Origin of the sequence: Collimonas sp. NPDC087041 (assembly GCF_044745265.1) — a bacterium.
In the GTDB taxonomy this organism is placed as follows: Bacteria; Pseudomonadota; Gammaproteobacteria; order Burkholderiales; family Burkholderiaceae_D; genus Collimonas.
Genome location: NZ_JBIUZX010000002.1, coordinates 350,189 through 369,322 on the forward strand (window position 1 = coordinate 350,189; position 19,134 = coordinate 369,322).

At 58.7% G+C, this 19,134-nt stretch carries 14 protein-coding genes; 7 read left to right on the forward strand and 7 right to left on the reverse strand.

The features are described 5' to 3' along the window. The first annotated feature begins 83 nt into the window (after window positions 1–83). Window positions 84–968 carry a response regulator gene (locus tag ACIPF8_RS04765; protein WP_400417626.1) on the forward strand — a complete coding sequence of 295 codons (885 nt, stop codon included), beginning with the start codon at window positions 84–86 and terminating at the stop codon, window positions 966–968. A gap of 101 nt (window positions 969–1,069) precedes the next feature. Here the strand turns inward: ACIPF8_RS04765 and ACIPF8_RS04770 are convergent, their stop codons facing one another. The 5 genes from ACIPF8_RS04770 to ACIPF8_RS04790 form a co-directional block, all read right to left on the reverse strand. Further along, the gene (locus ACIPF8_RS04770) at window positions 1,070–1,396 is read right to left on the reverse strand and encodes a hypothetical protein (protein WP_400417628.1); all 327 of its coding nucleotides are present in this window, start codon (window positions 1,394–1,396) and stop codon (window positions 1,070–1,072) included. A gap of 146 nt (window positions 1,397–1,542) precedes the next feature. Further along, window positions 1,543–1,968: an Imm51 family immunity protein gene (locus ACIPF8_RS04775; protein ID WP_400417629.1), complete on the reverse strand. Its 426-nt coding sequence runs from the start codon at window positions 1,966–1,968 to the stop codon at window positions 1,543–1,545. A gap of 257 nt (window positions 1,969–2,225) precedes the next feature. Next, a complete protein-coding gene (locus tag ACIPF8_RS04780) occupies window positions 2,226–2,777 on the reverse strand; it encodes an NADPH-dependent FMN reductase (protein WP_400417632.1) in 552 nt (183 codons plus the stop codon). An 83-nt stretch (window positions 2,778–2,860) separates the two neighbouring features. Then, complete coding sequence (locus tag ACIPF8_RS04785; protein WP_400417633.1) at window positions 2,861–3,106, reverse strand: hypothetical protein; 246 nt, start codon at window positions 3,104–3,106, stop codon at window positions 2,861–2,863. 283 nt (window positions 3,107–3,389) lie between these two features. Then, complete coding sequence (locus ACIPF8_RS04790) at window positions 3,390–4,205, reverse strand: SDR family oxidoreductase (protein ID WP_400417635.1); 816 nt, start codon at window positions 4,203–4,205, stop codon at window positions 3,390–3,392. 102 nt (window positions 4,206–4,307) lie between these two features. On the opposite strand from ACIPF8_RS04790, the gene ACIPF8_RS04795 reads away from it, so the two are divergent. Continuing rightward, window positions 4,308–5,237 carry an AraC family transcriptional regulator gene (locus tag ACIPF8_RS04795; protein ID WP_400417638.1) on the forward strand — a complete coding sequence of 310 codons (930 nt, stop codon included), beginning with the start codon at window positions 4,308–4,310 and terminating at the stop codon, window positions 5,235–5,237. Window positions 5,238–5,314: 77 nt separating this feature from the next. Here ACIPF8_RS04795 and katG read toward each other — a convergent pair whose 3' ends face one another. Both katG and ACIPF8_RS04805 read right to left on the reverse strand, forming a co-directional pair. Next, window positions 5,315–7,462, reverse strand: coding sequence for a catalase/peroxidase HPI (gene katG, locus ACIPF8_RS04800; protein WP_400417640.1), 2,148 nt, complete (start codon window positions 7,460–7,462; stop codon window positions 5,315–5,317). Window positions 7,463–7,903: 441 nt separating this feature from the next. Continuing rightward, window positions 7,904–8,671, reverse strand: a complete 768-nt coding sequence (locus ACIPF8_RS04805; RefSeq protein ID WP_400417643.1) for an alpha/beta fold hydrolase — start codon at window positions 8,669–8,671, stop codon at window positions 7,904–7,906. A gap of 138 nt (window positions 8,672–8,809) precedes the next feature. Between ACIPF8_RS04805 and ACIPF8_RS04810 the strand changes: the two genes are divergently transcribed. The 5 genes from ACIPF8_RS04810 to ACIPF8_RS04830 all read left to right on the forward strand — a co-directional run bounded on the left by ACIPF8_RS04810 (window position 8,810) and on the right by ACIPF8_RS04830 (window position 19,129). Next, on the forward strand, window positions 8,810–9,601 hold the full coding sequence (locus ACIPF8_RS04810; protein ID WP_400417645.1) for an AraC family transcriptional regulator: 792 nt from the start codon (window positions 8,810–8,812) through the stop codon (window positions 9,599–9,601). 308 nt (window positions 9,602–9,909) lie between these two features. Continuing rightward, window positions 9,910–11,169 carry an efflux RND transporter periplasmic adaptor subunit gene (locus tag ACIPF8_RS04815; RefSeq protein WP_400417647.1) on the forward strand — a complete coding sequence of 420 codons (1,260 nt, stop codon included), beginning with the start codon at window positions 9,910–9,912 and terminating at the stop codon, window positions 11,167–11,169. 18 nt (window positions 11,170–11,187) lie between these two features. Further along, entirely contained in the window at window positions 11,188–14,316 is a 3,129-nt protein-coding gene (locus tag ACIPF8_RS04820; RefSeq protein ID WP_400417649.1) for an efflux RND transporter permease subunit, read from the forward strand. Further along, window positions 14,313–17,639 (forward strand): efflux RND transporter permease subunit, encoded by a 3,327-nt coding sequence (locus ACIPF8_RS04825; protein ID WP_400417651.1) that lies wholly within the window; start codon window positions 14,313–14,315, stop codon window positions 17,637–17,639. The genes ACIPF8_RS04820 and ACIPF8_RS04825 overlap by 4 nt, the downstream gene beginning before the upstream one ends. Before the next feature lie 20 nt (window positions 17,640–17,659). Next, window positions 17,660–19,129: an efflux transporter outer membrane subunit gene (locus tag ACIPF8_RS04830; protein WP_400418197.1), complete on the forward strand. Its 1,470-nt coding sequence runs from the start codon at window positions 17,660–17,662 to the stop codon at window positions 19,127–19,129. Window positions 19,130–19,134 lie beyond the last annotated feature (5 nt).

Below are 19,134 nucleotides of genomic sequence, written 5' to 3' on the forward strand. Positions count from 1 at the left end.
CTTGTCAGTATCGCGTCATACCCGGTTGAGCCATGCTGAAAGATCGCTGAACAAGCGACGAATGATTTTTTTGAGAGAACATCATGCTTGAAGCATCTGAAATTCTGAAGGGCCGCATCTTGATCGTCGACGATCAGGAAGACAACATCATGCTGCTGGAACAAATGCTGCAGAATGCCGGTTACCAAAACATCACCACGACGACAGATCCGAGTGCGGTCTGCGCCATGCATCAGGCGCACCGCTACGATTTAATTCTGCTCGATTTGCAAATGCCCGACATGGATGGATTCCAGGTCATGGACGGTTTGCAGAAAATCGAAACAACGGGATATTTGCCGGTGCTGGTCATCACCGCGCAACCGGCGCACAAACTGCGGGCGTTGCAAGCCGGCGCCAAAGATTTTGTCAGCAAGCCGTTCGACCTGGTTGAAGTACAAATGCGCATCCACAACATGCTGGAAGTGCGGCTGCTCCATCAAAAACTGGACAACTACAATAAAGTTCTTGAACAGACGGTCGAAGAACGCACGGCAGAATTACGCGCGAGTGAAGCCCGTTTCAGGAGTTTTACGGAACTGTCGACGGACTGGTACTGGGAACAGGATGAGTTCGGAAAATTCACCAAGGTGTCCGGTCCGGTGTTCGAAATGCTGGGGATCAAAGTAGGCGACATGTCCGGAGCGAGCAGCGACGCTGTAGCCGGCGGCTGGGATGCGATCGAGCACGCGCAGTTGAAGGCCAACATTGCAGGCCGGATTCCATTCCTCGATTTTCTCTACACCCGCAACAATCTCGATGGCACGCTGGAATATCTGCAGGTCAGTGGCGAGCCGATGTTCGATTCGGGTTGCCGCTTTATCGGCTATCGCGGCGTCGGCTTGAACGTGACGGAGCGCATGCGTGATGAGGCAGAAAAAATGCGGCTTCGCAACGGCATGAACGAAGCCGACAAGAATGTCGATTAGTGCCGACAGTATCTGAGTCGGATTTTTCGAAGTAAAAAAAGAAATGATCTCAACTGAAAATAGCCACAGAAAAATTACCAAGGCTATTGCGAGAACTGCACTTACAGATAAAGCAGTTCTACTGTCGCCAAACCATCCAATACGGTTGCGCTGCTGGTATCGAGATCATCGGTCGGATTGATGGTTGGTGTAATAATGAATTCGCCGTTCAGGAGGCTATAGGGTGCGGGATCGCAAGTGCCCAAGGCGGCAAATGAATATCTATAGCTGGTGCCCAGGTAGGCAGGCCCAGTTCCCTCTAATAGTCCCCACGTTCCACCCCAGACATCTGTCGTGTAGATTGGTTGTACAGGCGCGCCATCGCCGGTGACGGTCTGGCGTGGTTTGTAATTGCGTGACGGCGCAATCAAATCCGGGGCGGCCGACATACGCAATATTTTTTTGCGAATAACCGAGAATGTTGGGATGCGAAACGGCGCTTGGATTGATGCGCTTATGCGGTTCGAGCGCCAGGGGTAGTCGCCATCGAAGCAATGGATATCGGCTGCCGCATCCGTGTGACGCTACAGACCTTTTACAAACGATTCTTAACGCGAGACATCAAATCCCTGATCGCATCATCGTTCAGAAAAATCGCCTGGAGTGCCGCGCCCAGCTTTTCCAAAGTATGCCTGGCGCCTCGCGCAGAGAACATATCCGCATCAGAGTCATAGCCGATATGTTCGTCGGCTTGAGAGAATTCTTCCTGGACTGCCAGCTCGGCCAGCCTGGTCCAATCTATCCCGTTTCCGGTCCATCCCTCCGTTGCGCGCTCAGCAAAAATATGGGATTTAAACGCCATGCTGTGATCGAACATGACAAGCGCCCTGCAATGACCGTCGATCAGGATAAAGGGTGAAAATGTCGTGCTGTCCGTGAGTGGATAAACATGTTGGTTCCCATGCATCTCTGGCGGCATTTTTGCGCTGCACCCCTCGTCTGCTTCAGTATTGAAATCCATGATTTACATCTTTCTCGAAAGATGAAGCAAACGACAACCACCGCGCTACGGCGGAAAGTTTGGAGGGGAATTAGTCCATTGGTATTACGCGCTGAGCATCTGCGAGATCGGATATCTCGTCTGTTCGTTAGCGAACATAAAAAATCGCTGGATTGATGGTCAAAAAAACACCCGCATCATGCGCGATGATCGGCGCACGCCGTGCGGGCCGCGTGACCATCGATGAGGCGGGCTAGTTCCTTTCCCGGTGGAGCGTCCTAGGCCGCTTGTTTTTTTACCCAGGCAACGTAAGCATCCATCCAGCCTTGCAGGAATTTTTTGCTGCCTTCTCCGATATCGCCGGACGCGTCGAACAAGCCATCCTTCGCATGGATGAAAGCTTCTGGCTGATTGAGCGTCGGCACATCGAGATAAGCGAGGACGTTGCGCAAGTGTTGCTGCGCCATGGCGGTGCCGGCGGCGCCGACCGAGACGCCCAGCACTCCTGCAGGCTTTCCTGCCCAGGCATTCTGGCCGTAAGGGCGCGAAGCATGATCGATCGCATTCTTGAGTACGCCGGGGATCGAGCGATTATATTCAGCCGTCACAAACAACAGGCCTTGTGACGCATTAATGTCAGCTTTCAGGCGTTTGACGGATTCTGACGGATTGGCATCGTCGTCCTGATTGTAGTTGGGCAAATCGCCGATTTCAATTTGCTTGAACGAAAATTCTGCCGGCGCCAGCTTGACGATGGCGTTTGCCAACTTGCGATTGAATGACTCTTTGCGAAGGCTACCGACTACAACTGCAATTTGAAATTGACTCATGACGATCTCCATTGACGGGGAAAAAAATGCGGGAACGAACCAGTATTGACCTGCAACAGCTTACACCCAATGCGCAGATCGTTCTAAGGCCAAGGCATAGGCGTGACATCCAGGTAACCGCTGTCTGGGTCAGCCGGTCCGTCATGGTCTGGTCCTGCAGGATGCAGCCTGGCTCCCAACAGCAATCCCAGCTCGCGTTCGGTAGCGATGAAATCGGCCGCCGTCAGGGGTTGCGCCGTGTTTGGCCAATGCTCGCCAGCCCAACGACGCAACTCAATGTAGCGAGCCGTTAATTCATTGGCATACTCTTCGTTGATTTTTTTGTTCATGGTATTGATCCTTGATATCGACATATCCACGCCGCTTCTGTTTTGCCCAGCCATGCGCCGGCCTGAAAGATCAGCTATCAGCGCGGTCCCGGCTTGGAATTGTTGAACGTAGCCCACGGCAGTTACTGACTACTGTAGCGCTACGTTCAACATCACGTCAGTACGTTTCCGAACATAGAAATCCCCATGGCCCGTTAGCATCGGCGGCTTTTCTCAAGCCATTTGCATTTTCAGCAAACCTCCAAAAGTACGAACCACGGCGAAACGGGCCAATTCACCTCGACTATTGTTTCATACGAAGCATCGAGCGCATGCCACTCAAGAATTGCTCGTCGCTGCTGTTCCAGCGCGAGTTCGCCAAGTGCTCGCTGTCCGGTCCAGCCGGGAAGCGCAAACGGTCGGTCGAGTCGTTGGCGGCGGCGAAAATGCCGTCGGCGACCTGCTCGGCATTGGTAACGGCGCCGGGGTTCGCGAAAAGCTGCATCAGCTGTCCCGCATATTTCTGATACGCCGGCGGAATGAGGCCATCCATGCGCTCCATGCCATTTTCCGTGAAGTTGGTTCCCGGGCCATAGCCAGGTTCGACCAGCTTGACGCGCACGCCAAAGCTGTCGAGCTCAAAGAACAGCGCCTCGGTGAAACCCTCGATGGCGAACTTGCTGGCAGCGTAGGACGCGACCATAGGCATGCCGGCGAAACAGACGCTGGATGTCACATTGACGATGGTGCCCTCGCCCCGCTCCCGCATGTGCGGAATGATGGCCTGGGTCATGGCCATCACACCGAAGGTGTTGGTTTCGAACAGTTCCCTGGTCGTCGTCTCCGGTGTCACCTCAAAGGCCGACAGCAAGCCGATGCCGGCATTGTTGACCAGCACGTCAATCTTGCCGAAGGCTTCCATGCCTTGGCGAATGGCTCGCGCAATGCTCGCCTCGTCGGTCACATCCAGTTGAACCAGGCATAAACGCTCGGAAGGCTCGAAGAGGTCGGGATTTGGCTTGCGCATCGTCGCGATGACGTTCCAGCCTTGTTGCAAGAAGCGCTCGGCGGTTGCTTTGCCATAACCGGAAGAGCTGCCAGTAATGAGTACGGTTTTCATATCAATCTCCATTTGAACTGGGGCAAATGGTAGATACTTTATGCAAGACGAACAATAACGTATGATCTAAGAATTATGCGAGAACGTCTAAAAAATGATCCCTTGGCCGCAATTGTCGCGTTGCTACGGCCACGCACCGTCCTGTCGAAATACGTCAGCGGCTCAGGTAGCTGGGCGGTCCAATACCCGAACTACGGGCACCCTAGTTTCTGCTTGATGACCGCCGGCTCTTGCTGGCTCAGCATCGACAATGAAGAGCCATTCCTGATGGAGACTGGCGACTTCGTGCTGTTCCCGGCAACGCCCGGATTTCGGATGGGCAGTGACCTGCAAGCATTAGAGAATCCCGCAGTGCGTCTCGCCGAAGCCAGCGATTATGGCGAAGCGCGACATGGCGCACAGGAGATCGAAGCGGCGGTACGGATGCTGGGTGGCTACTTCCTGTTCGATCCCACCAACGCACCGCTTCTGGTAGGACTGTTGCCGGCCGTGGTTCACATCAAGGCGATGGATGCCAGCAGCGCCCGTTTGGGCTGGATTGCAAGTGCTATTGGTGAAGAAACTGCTGCCGACAAACCAGGTGGCGATGCCATATTGACGCGCCTGGTTGAGGTGATGTTGATTGAGGCGCTGCGTTGGCGACCCGCGCAGGACTCGACGCCGATTTCCGGGCTGCTGTCCGGTCTTGCAGACTCACGACTTTCTGCCGCCCTCAGGCACATTCACGATGACGTTGCGCGGCGCTGGACGATTGAAGACCTGGCGAGCAAGGTCGGCATGTCGCGCGCGGCCTTTGCTGCACGGTTCACACATGTGCTTGGTATGCCGCCGATGGAATATGTGTTGCGATGGCGAATGGCGTTGGCCAAGGACATGCTGTGGCATGACGGCCTTTCACTTGGTGAGGTTGCTCACGCCATCGGATATCAGTCGGCCAGCGCGTTCAGCGCTGCCTTCAGTCGTTTTGTGGGTGTGGCGCCAGGCTCGTTCGCACGAACCGGTCGCATCGATACTTCGAGTGGCGCCGAATAGGAAGCCAGGCCGACCCCGGGTGATGCAATAGCTCTGCATCACCCGTGGCTGATGACATCGGTCACCAAGCCTGCAGCTTACGCCAGGTCGAAACGGTCCAGGTTCATCACCTTGGTCCAGGCGGCGACAAAGTCAGCGATGAGTTTCTGCTTGCCACCGGCGCTGGCGTAGACCTCGGCATAGGCGCGCAGCACCGAGTTGGAGCCGAAGATCAGGTCGTTGCGGGTGCCGGTGTACTTTACCGCCCCGCTCTTGCGATCCCGGCCTTCGAACAGCTCGGCCTCGCCATCCACTGGCGTCCATGTCAAACCCATGTCCAACAGATTCACGAAGAAGTCGTTGCTGAGCACGCCCACTTCGCTGGTGAACACGCCGTGCTGGCTGCCGTCAGCGTTGGCGCCGAGCACACGCAGGCCGCCGACCAGCGCGGTCAGTTCCGGTGCTGTCAGGGTCAGCAACTGGGCCTTGTCGACCAGCAGGGCTTCGGTCGCTGCACCGATCTTGCCCTTCTTGTAGTTGCGGAAACCGTCAGCCAGCGGTTCGAGCACGGCAAAGGACTCGACATCGGTCTGCGCTTGCGTGGCATCGACACGGCCCGGCGCGAACGGAACTTCAACCGCGACGCCGGCAGCCTTGGCCGCTTGCTCGACACCGACGCTACCTGCCAGCACGATCACATCGGCCAGCGACGCCTTGCCCGAGGCCTTCTGGATCTCGGCCAGGACCGGCAGGGTTTTGACTGCACCCTGATTGACCGCCCAGTCCTTCTGCGGGGCCAGGGCCAGGCGTGCACCGTTGGCGCCGCCGCGCTTGTCGCCACCGCGGAAGGTGGAGGCAGAGGCCCAGGCCACCGAGACCAGCTCACTCACCGACAAGCCCGAGGCCGCGATCTTGGCCTTGAGGTCAGCGATGTCCGACGCCGTAGGTTGATGGCTGGCGGCTGGCAACGGGTCTTGCCAGATCAGATCAACGCTAGGGACTTCAGGGCCGAGGTAGCGTGCCTTCGGGCCCATGTCGCGATGGGTCAGCTTGTACCAGGCGCGCGCAAAAGCTTCGGCAAAGGCCTGTGGATCTTCATGGAAACGCTTGGAGATCTTGCCAAACTCCGGATCGAAACGCAAAGTCAGGTCGGTGGTCAGCATCGTCGGCTTGTGGAACTTGCCTTGAATATGCGCATCGGGAATGATGTCTTCAGCATTCTTGGCCACCCACTGTTTGGCGCCGGCCGGCGAATGGGTGAGTTCCCAATCGTACTTGAACAGGTTTTCGAAGAAGTTGTTGCTCCACAGTGCCGGGGTTTTGGTCCAGGTCACTTCGAGGCCGCTGGACACAGTGTCCTTGCCGTGGCCTGTGCCAAAGTTGCTGTTCCAGCCCAACCCTTGGGCTTCGATGCCAGCGCCTTCCGGCTCAGGGCCTTTGTGCGATTCGGGCGCGGCGCCGTGCGCCTTGCCGAAGGTGTGGCCGCCGGCGATCAAGGCGACGATCTCCTCGTCGTCCATCGCCATACGGCTGAAGGTGGCGCGGATGTCCTTGGCCGCGGCCATATAGTCGCCGCTGGCGTTCGGACCTTCCGGGTTCACGTAGATCAGGCCCATGTGGGTGGCCGCCAGGTTGTCGTCCAGCTCGCGGTCACCATGGAAACGCTTGTCAGTCCCCAGCCAGGTGGTCTCGGCGCCCCAGTTCACGTCCATGTCTGGTTCCCACACGTCTTCACGGCCGCCGGCAAAACCAAAGGTGCGGAAACCCATCGATTCCAGCGCCACGTTACCGGTCAGGATGAACAGGTCGGCCCAGGAAATCTGTTGGCCGTACTTCTGTTTGATCGGCCACAGCAGGCGGCGCGACTTGTCGATGTTGACGTTGTCGGGCCAGGAATTCAGGGGTGCAAAGCGCTGTTGGCCACGACCGCCACCGCCGCGACCGTCCTGGATGCGATAGGTGCCGGCCGAATGCCAGGCCATGCGGATGAATTGCGGACCATAGTGGCCGAAGTCAGCCGGCCACCAGTCCTGGCTGTCGGTCATGAGCCTGACCAGATCAGCCTTGAGCGCCTTGTAATCCAGTTTCTTGAATTCTTCGGCGTAATTGAATTTTTCTCCGAGCGGGTTGGACTTGTTGGAATGCTGGTTCAACAAATCAACTCGTAATTGATTGGGCCACCAATCCTTGTTGGTCGTGCCGCCGCCGGCAGCATGGTGAAAGGGACACTTGGCTTCATTCGACATGGGGATCTCCTTTGTCAGTTAAATGGCTGTACTTGCATCCCGGCCCAAGGGTTAGGGCAAAAATTTGCGCCTATGGGCCTGCTTTGCAAATGGCAGGCTGGGATGTTCATAATAACTAATAACTATCAACTTTAATATTCAATAAAATCTATCTATTAAATAGGTGTTACCAAAGGGTGTCTTTCTTCCATCCAACCGCTCGGGCTGCTGTCCTTTGGAACATCTACTATACGTGTACGGAAATAATGATGTTGTTGGCGGATACTTTTCTGGTGCATATTCCTGCGCGGTTGCTTCCTACGCCGCTCATCGTTGACCGGTACAACTACGTAGGGTGGGCGCCAGCGCCCCGTCTCGGCACTCGGGGAAATGTTCACGTTACCGCGGCGCAGCCCTGGCTCAACGGCATCTTTGAAAAATCCTTCGGCGATAGCTGATGGCCTACCGCTCTTTTACTACGTCGAGGAGAAAGCGCTCGATAGCCGTTACGAGTGCGAGTGGGGTTTCGTTCATCGGATAGTGTCCCGCATTTTCCAAGACTTCAACGGTGGCGAGCGGGTAGCGTTGAAGGTAAGTTTCTTCCATCAGCTTCAGATTGAACGTCGGATCATGCTTTCCGACGAGTACCTTGACCGGATGCTGCCCCAAAATTTCATCGTTAAAATCGGTATCGGACCATGCGCGCAAGTACCCTGCAAACGCCTTCTTCGACGAATGCGCAGCCGAATAGGCAGCTTTCCATTCAACCCAAGATGCGGGCAGGCGGTTGCCCGTGCTGCGAGCAATGATCGTCATACGGTGATGCTGCCGATCGGCAGCGCCATCAAACAATGCGCGCGCTTCCGCGTTGAGCACAATGCCGCCGCAAGGTACGGGCGCTACGGGAATCAGCGCACGCACGCGTTCCGGGGCACGTGCCGCGACCTTTTCGATCGCCATACCGCCCATTGAGTGACCGATCAGGCTGAACCTATGAAATCCGAGGGCGTCAGCCAGTGCCAGCGTATCGGCGGCGATCTCGTCGATCGTGTATTCGCCACCGACTTCCTTCATGCCGCCGTATCCACGATAGTCCATGAAGACGTAACTGAAGACGTCTTGCGACAGCCATGCCTCGATCGGCTCGAACGCGCGCGCGTCACCGAACCAGCCATGCAACACAAGGACGGGGTGCGGGCCATTACCGACCCGATGGAACGTATTGGGCATCTCAACTCCTGAACAATGGAATGGTTGCGCCGGCCAGTGCGACCGGCTTGTCTTCAACGCATTAAAGTGAGTTACATCTTAGAGACGAAGGATTCGGCCCGCTTTAAACATTGGGCCAAAATCTGTAGAATTCAGGCCATGCGCAATACACTGCTCGCTCCCTATGAGGATATTCCGCGCGACGTCGTGGTTACCGCGAACGACTATGCGGCGGGCCTGAAATTTCCATCTCACTCGCATCGGCGCGGACAATTCGCGTTCGCATCTCGTGGTGCAATCAGCCTCTCAACGCCAGAGAGCAACTGGCTCGTACCACCGTTGCGAGCATGCTGGGTGCCTGCGGGCGTCGTACACAAAATGACGATGAGCGGCGCCGTCACGATGGTCAATACATTCGTCTCGGATCAGGCAGCTCGCGCTATAGGACTGCCCACCCGGTGCGGCGTGTATGGCGTGTCACCACTACTGAGACAACTGCTCGATGAAGCAATCGATCTGCCGGCGCTGTACGACGATGACGGACGCGCCGGCAAGTTAATGGCACTGCTGGTCGCCGAGATTGCGGCCATGCCGCAGCTGTCACTGAATGCGCCGTTGCCGGCAGATCCACGTCTTGCAAGGGTATGTCGACGCATATTCGTGGCGCCGTCGATCACAATTGCTCTGGATGACGTCGCTACCGAAGCAGGGATGAGCCGGCGAACCTTCACCCGCTTGTTTAGAGCGCAGTCCGGCGTAAGTTTCGGAGAATGGCAACAGCAAGTCTGTCTACTAGCGGCGATCGAACGCCTGAGCCTGGGACAGTCGGTGACCCGGGTAGCGTTTGACCTGGGTTATGCGAGTCCTGGCGCATTCACGGTCGCATTTCGCCGTGTGCTGGGCGAAACACCGAGTCAATACGTGAAAGTCCATTCTCGCCGGGTAGAATGATAAACAAAGTTACCAATGCATGATTGTCAGAACATCACGCAAGTGGCAAGATAGGTTCACACCAGTCAATTCTTAGGTGGCGAAATGCACCACCCTTTGAAATATCCTGCCGCAAGCCGCAGGTGTCGACGGCGCTGAGAACTGCAAAAGTGAGCGCCGCAAGAGGCCGAGGATTCGGTCCGAACAATAGATTAGCAGCCATACCTTCGTTGTCCCGGGGATGAAATACATGTCGTACTAGCCAGGCTTGATCCTTGATCGCGCCGGCCGGTTATCCAGAATGGTATTTTTCTTCGGAGAGCGATGGTATGAGCGACGCCAGTCCAACACCGGTAAAGCGCCCCAGGCGCGGGCGCATTCTGCTTTTGATAGTGGTGCTGGCGCTGATCGTAGCGGCGCTCGTGCATCTGCTCTGGCCCAAGAAGCCGCCACGTGCCGCCGCGCCGCAAGTGGTCACCGTCGCCACCGCTGTGCTCGGCCCGATGCCGGAAGTCTTGAGCGAGCTGGGCACGGTGACTCCCACCGCAACTGTCACCGTACTGCCGCAACTGAGCGGCTACCTGACATCGGTCGGTTACCGGGAAGGCCAGGATGTGCAAAAGGGCCAGTTCCTGGCCCAGATCGATCCGCGCCAATACCAGATCAACAAACAGCAGGCCGAAGCGACACTCGCCAAGGACCGGGCTTCTCTCGCGCAGGCGCGCGCCGACCTGGCCCGCTATACCCAGCTGAACGAGCGCAAGTCGATTGCCGAACAAACCTATAGCGACCAGCAGTTCCTGGTGCAGCAGGATGAAGCGGCGGTAAAGGTCGACCTGGCCAGCATCGCGCAGTACGACCTCGATCTTACCTATTGCCATATCACCGCGCCGGTTGCCGGACGGGTCGGCCTGCGCCTGGTCGATCCGGGCAACTACGTTACCGCGTCGTCCTCGCCCGGCATCGTGGTCATCACGACGATGAAACCGACCACCGTGCAATTCACTGTGCCGCAAGATTCGCTCGCCAGCGTGTTGCGGCGTATGAACGGCGGGGCGAGCCTGCCGGTCACTGCCTACAGTAGCGACAACTCGAAGAAGATCGCCACCGGCACACTGTACGCGGTCAGCAATCAGATGGCGACGAGCACAGGCACCGTGACCTTGAGGGCAACTTTCGCCAACGACGACGAAGCACTGTTCCCGAGCGAGTTCGTCAACGTCAAGCTGCTGGTCGACACGCTGCAAAATGCGGTGCTGGTGCCCACACCCGCGGTGCAAACCGGCGCACCCGGCGATTATGTGTACCTTGTGAACGCCAACAATACCGTCTCCGTGCATAAGGTCACGCTAGGGCCGAGCGATGGCAAGAATACGGTGATTACGTCCGGACTCGCGGCAGGCAATATCGTGGTGACAGACGGCACCGACCGGTTGAGCGATGGCGCCAAGATCCAGGCGGCTGCGGCAAAGAATGCCGCGGGCGGCAAGACTCCATCGACATCCGCAGCTGGTGCAGCAAGCAGCTCCAGTGGCCAGCAAAAGAGTGCGCCCGGTGCGGCAGCGGCTTCTGCCAGCGCAGCTTCTTAGCAGCGGACGCGCGCGTCGATGAATATCTCCCGCCTGTTTATTCTTAGACCGGTAGCTACCTTGCTGCTGATGATTGCGCTCGTGCTGGTGGGCCTGGTCGCGGTGCGCGTGCTGCCGGTCTCGTCATTGCCGAGCGTAGACTATCCGACCATCCAGGTGCAGACCTTCTATCCGGGCGCCAGCCCGACGGTGATGGCCACCACGGTGACCGCACCGCTCGAAGTGCAATTGGGAGAAATCCCCGGCTTGCAACAGATGACCTCGTACAGTTCGGATGGCGCCTCGGTCATCACCTTGCAGTTCGACCTGTCGTTGAACCTTGACGTCGCCGAACAGAATGTCCAGCAAGCCATCAACGCCGCCAACAGCTTTCTGCCAAGCGGCCTGCCGGCGCCGCCGATCTATGCCAAGGTCAACCCTGCCGACCAGCCGATCCTGACACTCGCCGTCACTTCCACCTCGATGTCGCTGACGCAACTGGAGGACGTCGCCAACAACCGCCTCGGTACCAAAATTTCTGAAGTATCGGGCGTGGGCGTGGTCACCACCAGTGGCGGCAATGTGCCCGCCATCCGGGTCGAAGCCGATCCGCAGAAGTTGGCCGCCTATGGCATGAATATCGACGACCTGCGCACACTGCTCAGCTACGTCAACGTCAGCCAGCCGAAAGGCAACTTCGACGGCCCGGACCTCGACTACACGATCAACGGCAATGACCAGATCGTCGACCCGAAGGATTATCTGAACACGGTAGTGGCCTACCAGAACGGCGCGCCGGTGTTCATGCGCGACGTCGCCACGGTGAGCCAGGCGCCCCAGGATGTCGAGCGCGGCGCCTGGTATAACGGCACGCCGGCAATCGTACTCAACGTGCAGCGCCAGCCGGGCGCCAACGTGATCGCCACGGTGAACCAGATCATGAAGGAATTGCCGCAGCTTGAATCAACGCTGCCGGCGGGCATGAAGGTCACGGTCGTCTCGGACAGCACCGGCGTGATCCGCTCGTCGGTCTCCGACGCCGCACTCGAACTGCTGCTGGCTATCGCCCTGGTGGTGATGGTGATCTTTGTGTTCCTGCGCAATGTGCCGGCCACGATCATTCCAAGCATCTCGGTCCCGGTGTCGCTGATCGGCACGCTGGCCGTGATGTACCAGTTGAATTACTCGATCGACAATCTCTCGCTGATGGCGTTAATTATTGCGACCGGTTTCGTGGTTGACGATTCGATCGTGATGATCGAGAACATCGTGCGCTATCTCGAAGAGGGCAAGACTCCACTCGAAGCTGCGCTCGAAGGCGCCGGGCAGATCGGCTTCACGATTCTGTCGCTGACCATTTCACTGATCGCGGTGCTGATCCCGCTGCTGTTCATGGGCGGCGTGATCGGACGCCTGTTCAGCGAATTCGCGGTGACGCTGGCTGTCACCATTGTGCTGTCGGCCGTGGTGTCGCTGACCGTGGTGCCGATGCTCTGCGCACGCTTGCTCAAAGCCCAGGCCGAACGCCATCCGAGCCGCTTCGAGCGGTTCAGCGAAGGCCTGTTCGACAAAACGCTGGCCGCCTATGAACGCGGTTTGCTGTGGGTGCTGGATCATCAGATGCTCACCCTGATGGTAGCAGTCGGCACCGTGATACTCACCGGCGTCCTGTACGTGGTGATTCCCAAGGGCTTGTTTCCGGTGCAGGACGTCGGCGTGATCCAGGGCATCAGCGTGGCCGACAACTCGGTGTCCTACAAAACGATGGTGACACGCCAGCAGGCGCTCGCCGACGCGATCCTGAAAGACGCCGATGTCGTTTCACTCACCTCCTACGTCGGCATCGACGGCAGCAACTCCACCCTGAACAGAGGCCGCTTCCTGATCAACCTGCGCGACCACGACAAGCGCTCAGACACCGCGCAAGAGATTGCGCGACGGCTGCAGACGGAAGTCGCCAACGTCGCCGGCATCAAGCTCTACATGCAGCCGGAGCAGGATCTCACGCTCGATACGACGGTCTCGCCGAACCAGTACAGCTTCGTATTGCGCGGGCCGAGCCAGCAGGCATTTCAGAAATATGTGCCTGAACTGGTTGCACGCCTGAAGAAGATTCCATCGCTGGTCGATGTGCAAAGCGATATGAATACCGATGGCTTGAGCGTGAATGTCGAAGTCAACCGGCAACTGGCCGCGCGTTTCGGGATTACCCCGGCCACCATCGACAACGCCTTGTACGACGCGCTTGGCCAACGCATTGTTTCCACCATCTTCGAGCAATCGGATCAGTACCGGGTGATCCTCGTCGCCAAGCCGGCGTCCCTGCCCAATATCGAATCGATTGGCAACCTGTACTTGCCGAGCCAGACCGGCAGCAGTGGCCAGGTGCCGCTCTCCGCCATTGCCAAGATCCAGGTCACCAAGTCGCCGCTCGTGATCAGCCACCTGGCGCAGTTCCCTGCCGTCACCATCTCCTTCAACCTGGCGAAGGATGCGTCGTTGAGCACGGCGGTAGCGCAAGTTCACGAAGCCGAACAAGCAGTCAAGCTGCCGCCGTCGATCACCTCCTCGCTGCAGGGCGCCGCCCAGGCGTTCGAGGATTCCCTCTCCAGCGAGGTGTACTTGCTGATCGCCGCACTGGTGGCTGTGTATATCGTGCTGGGTGTGCTCTACGAGAGCTTCATTCATCCGGTGACGATCCTCTCCACGCTGCCTTCGGCGGGTATCGGCGCCCTGCTCGCCTTGATGATCGCCGGCAGCGATCTCGATGTAATTGGCATCATCGGCATCGTGCTGCTGATCGGTATCGTCAAGAAGAACGCCATCATGATGGTGGACTTCGCGCTCGATGCCGAGCGCAACCATGGCAAACCGGCACGCGAGGCGATCTTCCAGGCTTCGCTGCTGCGCTTCCGGCCGATCCTGATGACCACCTTCGCCGCCATGCTCGGCGCGCTACCAATGCTGGTCGGCACCGGCACCGGTTCGGAGCTGCGTCGCCCACTTGGCCTGGCGATCATTGGCGGCCTGGCATTGAGCCAGATACTGACCCTCTTCACCACGCCGGTCATCTATCTGTTTTTCGACCGCATGGCGGAGCGCGTGAGAAGCCGGCGCAACCGTAACAAGCCTGACACGCCACCAGATCCGGCGGAGAAAGTGCCGTGAACATCTCGGCGTTATTCATCAGACGCCCGGTCGCAACCACACTTCTGGCGATCGCCATCCTGATTTCCGGGACGCTCGCCTATTTCCGCCTCCCGGTTGCACCGCTCCCGAATATTGCTTTCCCGGTGATCGTGGTGCAGGCCGGCATGGCCGGCGCCAGCCCGAACATCATGGCGTCCACCGTGGCCGAACCACTTGAGCGTCGGCTCAGCACGATTGCAGGGGTGGAAGAGTTGACCTCGATCAGCTATGTCGGCTCGTCGATGATCGTGGTCGAGTTTGCGCTGAACCGCGACATCAACGGCGCCGCACGCGACGTCGAGGCGGCCATCCAGGCGGCGCGCGCCGACTTGCCAAGCACGCTGCGCAGCAATCCGAGCTATCGCCAGTACAACCCGGCGGATTCGCCCATCATGGTGCTCGCGCTGACCTCGGATACGCTCACCAAATCGCAACTTTACGATTCCGCGGATTCGGTGATCCAGCAGCAGCTCTCGCAAGTCAATGGCGTCGGCCAGATCACGCTGGGCGGCGGCGCGTTACCTTCAGTGCGGGTCGAGTTACAGCCGGGTAAACTGAACAGTTACGGCATCGGCCTGGAAGACGTGCGCGCGGCGATTGCCGCATCGAATGCGAATAGCGCGAAGGGCCACCTCGACCAGGGCGAGCAGCGTTACGTGGTGCTGTCCAACGACCAGCTTTCCAAAGCCGCGCCATACCGCGATCTTGTGGTCGCCTACCGTAGCGGCTCGCCAGTGCTGCTGCGCGATATCGCCGAGGTGAGGGATTCCAACGAAAATGTCCGCAACGCCGGACTCTACAACGGTAAATCGTCGGTGCTGGTGATCGTCTTTCCTATGCCCGGCAGTAATATCGTCAATACGGTGGCGCAGATCAAGAAAGTGCTGCCTTCGATCGAGGCGACGCTGCCGAGCAGCATCCATGTCGGCATCGCCATCGACCGCTCGGAATCGGTCCGCTCATCCGTCGCCGATACCGAGCGCACGCTGTTTATCGCCGTGCTGCTGGTGGTCGGCGTGGTGTTCATCTTCCTGCAATCGCCGCGCGCCACGCTGGTGCCTGCGGTCGCGCTGCCGCTTTCTATCGTCGGTACCTTCGGGCCGATGTACCTGCTTGGCTACAGCATCGATAACCTCTCGCTGATGGCGCTCACCATCGGCACCGGCTTCGTGGTGGACGATGCGGTGGTGGTGCTGGAAAATATTGTGCGCCACCTGGAACTCGGCTTGAGTCCGAAAGAAGCCGCCCTCAAGGGTAGTTCCGAAGTCGGCTTCACGGTAATCTCGATGAGCCTGTCGCTGATCGCAGTGTTCCTGCCGATTCTGCTGATGCCGGGCATCGTCGGCTTGCTGTTTCATGAGTTCGCGGTCGTGCTCTCGATCGCGATCCTGATTTCGCTGCTGATTTCACTCACGGTGACGCCGGCCATGTGCGCCTACGTATTAAGCCGCAACAATGCCGGGCATGCGCAAGCGCGTTGGACCGGCTGGGTCGAAGCGCAGTTCGATCGCTTCAAGAACGCCTACGCGCGTTCGCTCACGTCCGTGCTCGACCATTCGCTCTTGATCATCCTCTTGCTGATCGGCCTGCTGGTGGCGAATGTTTTCCTGTTCAAACTGGTGCCGACCACCTTCTTCCCGGAGCAAGATACCGGCATCCTGATCGGCCAGATCATCGCCGACCAGAGCATCTCGTTCCCGGCGATGGAAAAGAAACTCGCGCAGTTGCAGGAGATCGTGCAGAAAGATCCGGCGGTTGCGGCGGTGGCTGGCTTTACCGGTGGCCGCGCACTGAACAGCGCCAGCGTGTTCATCGAACTCAAGCCGCTGGCGCAACGTAAGCTGACGGCGACCGAAGTGGTCAATCGATTACGGCCGAAACTCAATCAGGTATCGGGCGCGCGGCTATTCCTGCAAGCGCAGCAGGATCTGCGGATCGGCGGCCGACAATCTGCCGCAGAGTACCAGTACACGCTGACGAGCGACGATTCCGCCGCGTTGTTTGCCTGGACGCCGAAACTCGTTACCGCGCTCAACAAGAACCGCGGTCAGCTGCTCGACGTCAACTCTGACCTGCAGCAAAATGGCCTGCAGACCTACATCACCATCAACCGCACCGCGGCGGCACGCTACGGTTTTGCGCCGAACCAGATCGATAACGTGTTGTACGACGCGTTCGGCCAACGGACCGTATCGACCATCTACAACCCGTTCAATCAGTACTTCGTAGTGATGGAGGTGGCGCCGCAGTATTGGCAATACCCGCAGACGCTCAACCAGATTTTCCTGAGCACGGCGGCGGGCAATCCTAGCGGCACCCAACAGACACAAATGCCTGGTGGTACCGTCACCGGCGTAACAGCCAAGAGCGCGATCAACGCCGTTTCTAACGCCAGCAGCGTCAACCCGCTGAACGCAAACGCGCAAGCCAATGCCACCACGAACAGTATTTCCAACAGCAAGGGTGGCAATTCCAGCGGCAGTGCCGACAGCACCTCGCAGGAGACAATGGTGCCATTGGCGGCGCTCACCAGCTACGTCACCAACCATACGTCGACCCAGGTCAACCATCAGAGCGGCCTGGTGGCCGCGACAGTTTCCTTCAATCTGCCAGCTGGCGGATCGCTCAGCACGGCGCAGGTGGCGATCGAAAATGCGTCACGTGAAATCGGCATGCCGGCCAGTATCCACGGTGCATTCGCAGGAGCGGCGCAGGCCTACGCGCAGTCGATGGGCACCATCCCGTTGCTGATCATCGCCGCGCTTGGCGTGGTCTATATTGTGCTCGGAGTACTCTACGAGAGTTCGATCCACCCGCTGACAATCTTGTCGACACTGCCGTCGGCCGGTATTGGCGCCACCCTGGCGCTGCTGATCTTTGGCACGCCATTCTCCGTCATCGCACTGATCGGCATCATCCTGTTGATCGGTATCGTGAAGAAAAACGGCATCATGATGGTGGACGTGGCGATCCAGTTGCAACGCAACGAAAAGATGCCGGCCAAGGAAGCGATTCATGCCGCCGCCGTTGTGCGCCTGCGGCCGATCATGATGACCACCTTCGCCGCTGTGCTCGGCGCAGTTCCTCTCGCGATCGGCATCGGCCAGGGAGCGTCGCTGCGCCAACCGCTCGGTATCACGGTCATGGGCGGCCTGATCCTGAGCCAGGTTTTTACGCTGTACACGACACCGGTGATCTACCTGTACCTGGATCGTTTGCGTTCCAAACTCGTCAGATGGTCCGCTACGTTGCCGTGGAATCGCCCAGCGCAAGCAACGAGGCAGCCGGAGCAATTGCAATGAACGGATACGAGGGCATGAAGATGAAAAACTCCCGCACACTCATCGCCGCCGCCGCGGCCCTGCTGCTCGGCGGCTGCGCGGTCGGTCCCGATTACCAACGGCCGCAGGTCAACATTCCCGCAAGTTTCCGCGAACTCCCCGGCTGGACCCAGGCCGAGCCGAACGCCGCCGGTCCTAAAGGTACATGGTGGATCGACTTCAACGACCCGCTGCTCAACCAGCTCGAGCCGCTGGTGGCGGTTTCCAACCAGACCGTGGCCCAGGATTATGCCAACTATCAAGAGGCCCTGGCCGAAGTAAAGGTTGCGCGCGCCGGCCTGTTTCCAACAGTTGGCGTGACCGGTTCGGCCACCCGGCAGCGCAGCGCCAGCGGCACAACCAGCCTCGGCAACGTCCAGCCAGTGAGCAACTCAGGTGCGCTTGAGGGCAATGTCAGTTGGGCGCCAGACCTGTGGGGCTCGGTGCGCCGCACGATTGAAGAGAACGCCGCCACCGCGCAGGCCAGTGAGGCGACGCTGGCGAATGCCACCCTATCGGAACAGATTGCGCTCGCCACCGCAGTGATCGAGCTGCGCACCAGCGACGCCAATATCGATCTGCAGCAGGAAACCGTCAAAGCGTTCCAGCACTATCTTGAGGTGGTGAGCAATCAGGACAAGTTCGGCACCATCGCGCCTTCCGATGTCGTGATCGCCCGCACCCAGCTCGAAACCGCGCAGGCGAACCTGATCGCACTCGGCATCGCACGCGCCCAATACGAACATGCGATTGCAGTTCTGGTCGGAAAAAACCCGGAAGATCTGCAGATTCCGCACAGCAGCGCGATGCCTAGCTTGCCGCTCATTCCAGTTGGCGTTCCTTCAACCCTGCTGCAGCGTCGGCCCGACATAGCCACGGCCGAACGCCAGATGGCGGCGCAGAATGCCAAGATCGGCGTCGCGGTCGCAGCATACTATCCGACGGTGTCGCTGTCGGCGTTGGTCGGCTTCACGCAGTCGCCGCTGGGTGGTTTGCTGCACGTGGCGAATTACGTCTGGTCGCTGGGCGGCAGCGCCACTGAAACGCTGTTCGACGGCGGCACGCGCAGCGGTGAAGTGGCGGCGGCCAAGGCGGCCTATCAAGCGACCGTCGCCAATTACCGCGGCACCGTATTGAGTGCATTCCAGAATGTTGAAAATGATTTGTCCGGCTTGCGCATCCTGGCCGAACAAGCCAATGCACTAGAGGCCGCCGTGCGCGATGCCACGCATGGCGCCGAGATTGCCTTCAACGAATACCAGGCCGGCACCGTGGACTACACAACGGTGGCAACTGCCCGGGCCACCCAGTTGAGCAATCAGCTCAGCGCGTTGAACGTGCAGCAGTCGCGGCTGTTGGATTCCGTTTCGCTCATCGGCGATCTTGGCGGCGGCTGGTCGGACAGCGCGTTACATGATCCGCGGCATCCGGCGGAGCCGGCGAGTACGGTGGTCAGTGACAGCAATCGCTAAGTTAA

Excerpts from the sequence above, each read along its gene's own strand:
- ACIPF8_RS04765 (WP_400417626.1), top strand. The coding sequence starts at position 84 with ATGCTTGAAGCATCTGAAATTCTGAAGGGCCGCATCTTGATCGTCGAC.
- ACIPF8_RS04770 (WP_400417628.1), bottom strand. The coding sequence starts at position 1,396 with ATGTCGGCCGCCCCGGATTTGATTGCGCCGTCACGCAATTACAAACCA.
- ACIPF8_RS04775 (WP_400417629.1), bottom strand. The coding sequence starts at position 1,968 with ATGGATTTCAATACTGAAGCAGACGAGGGGTGCAGCGCAAAAATGCCG.
- ACIPF8_RS04780 (WP_400417632.1), bottom strand. The coding sequence starts at position 2,777 with ATGAGTCAATTTCAAATTGCAGTTGTAGTCGGTAGCCTTCGCAAAGAG.
- ACIPF8_RS04785 (WP_400417633.1), bottom strand. The coding sequence starts at position 3,106 with ATGAACAAAAAAATCAACGAAGAGTATGCCAATGAATTAACGGCTCGC.
- ACIPF8_RS04790 (WP_400417635.1), bottom strand. The coding sequence starts at position 4,205 with ATGAAAACCGTACTCATTACTGGCAGCTCTTCCGGTTATGGCAAAGCA.
- katG (WP_400417640.1), bottom strand. The coding sequence starts at position 7,462 with ATGTCGAATGAAGCCAAGTGTCCCTTTCACCATGCTGCCGGCGGCGGC.
- ACIPF8_RS04805 (WP_400417643.1), bottom strand. The coding sequence starts at position 8,671 with ATGCCCAATACGTTCCATCGGGTCGGTAATGGCCCGCACCCCGTCCTT.
- ACIPF8_RS04810 (WP_400417645.1), top strand. The coding sequence starts at position 8,810 with ATGCGCAATACACTGCTCGCTCCCTATGAGGATATTCCGCGCGACGTC.
- ACIPF8_RS04815 (WP_400417647.1), top strand. The coding sequence starts at position 9,910 with ATGAGCGACGCCAGTCCAACACCGGTAAAGCGCCCCAGGCGCGGGCGC.
- ACIPF8_RS04820 (WP_400417649.1), top strand. The coding sequence starts at position 11,188 with ATGAATATCTCCCGCCTGTTTATTCTTAGACCGGTAGCTACCTTGCTG.
- ACIPF8_RS04830 (WP_400418197.1), top strand. The coding sequence starts at position 17,660 with ATGAAAAACTCCCGCACACTCATCGCCGCCGCCGCGGCCCTGCTGCTC.